Below are 264 nucleotides of genomic sequence, written 5' to 3'. Positions count from 1 at the left end.
TTTTATGGAGAGTTTGATCCTGGCTCAGGACGAACGCTGGCGGCGTGCTTAACACATGCAAGTCGAACGAGACGATTTATTTTCATCACTGAGCTTTGAAGAAGGGCGTGACGGGAAGCGTCGTGAATGCGAAGCATTCACCACACTTTTATAAAGTGCTTAACTTCGAGGTTGAGTGATGAAAATAGAAAGTCGAGTGGCAAACGGGTGAGTAACGCGTAGACAACCTGCCGTAAAGATGGGGACAACAGTCCGAAAGGACTG

At 47.7% G+C, this 264-nt stretch carries 1 rRNA gene; it reads left to right on the top strand.

Annotation, left to right across the window (positions count from 1 at the left end):
- Position 1: 1 nt before the first annotated feature.
- Positions 2-264, top strand: a 16S ribosomal RNA gene (locus ACE419_RS11615); the annotation flags it as partial.

The sequence above is a fragment of the Mitsuokella apri genome (assembly GCF_047974105.1).
Taxonomy (GTDB): domain Bacteria; phylum Bacillota; class Negativicutes; order Selenomonadales; family Selenomonadaceae; genus Mitsuokella.
This window is presented reverse-complemented; position numbering and strand designations above follow the sequence as displayed.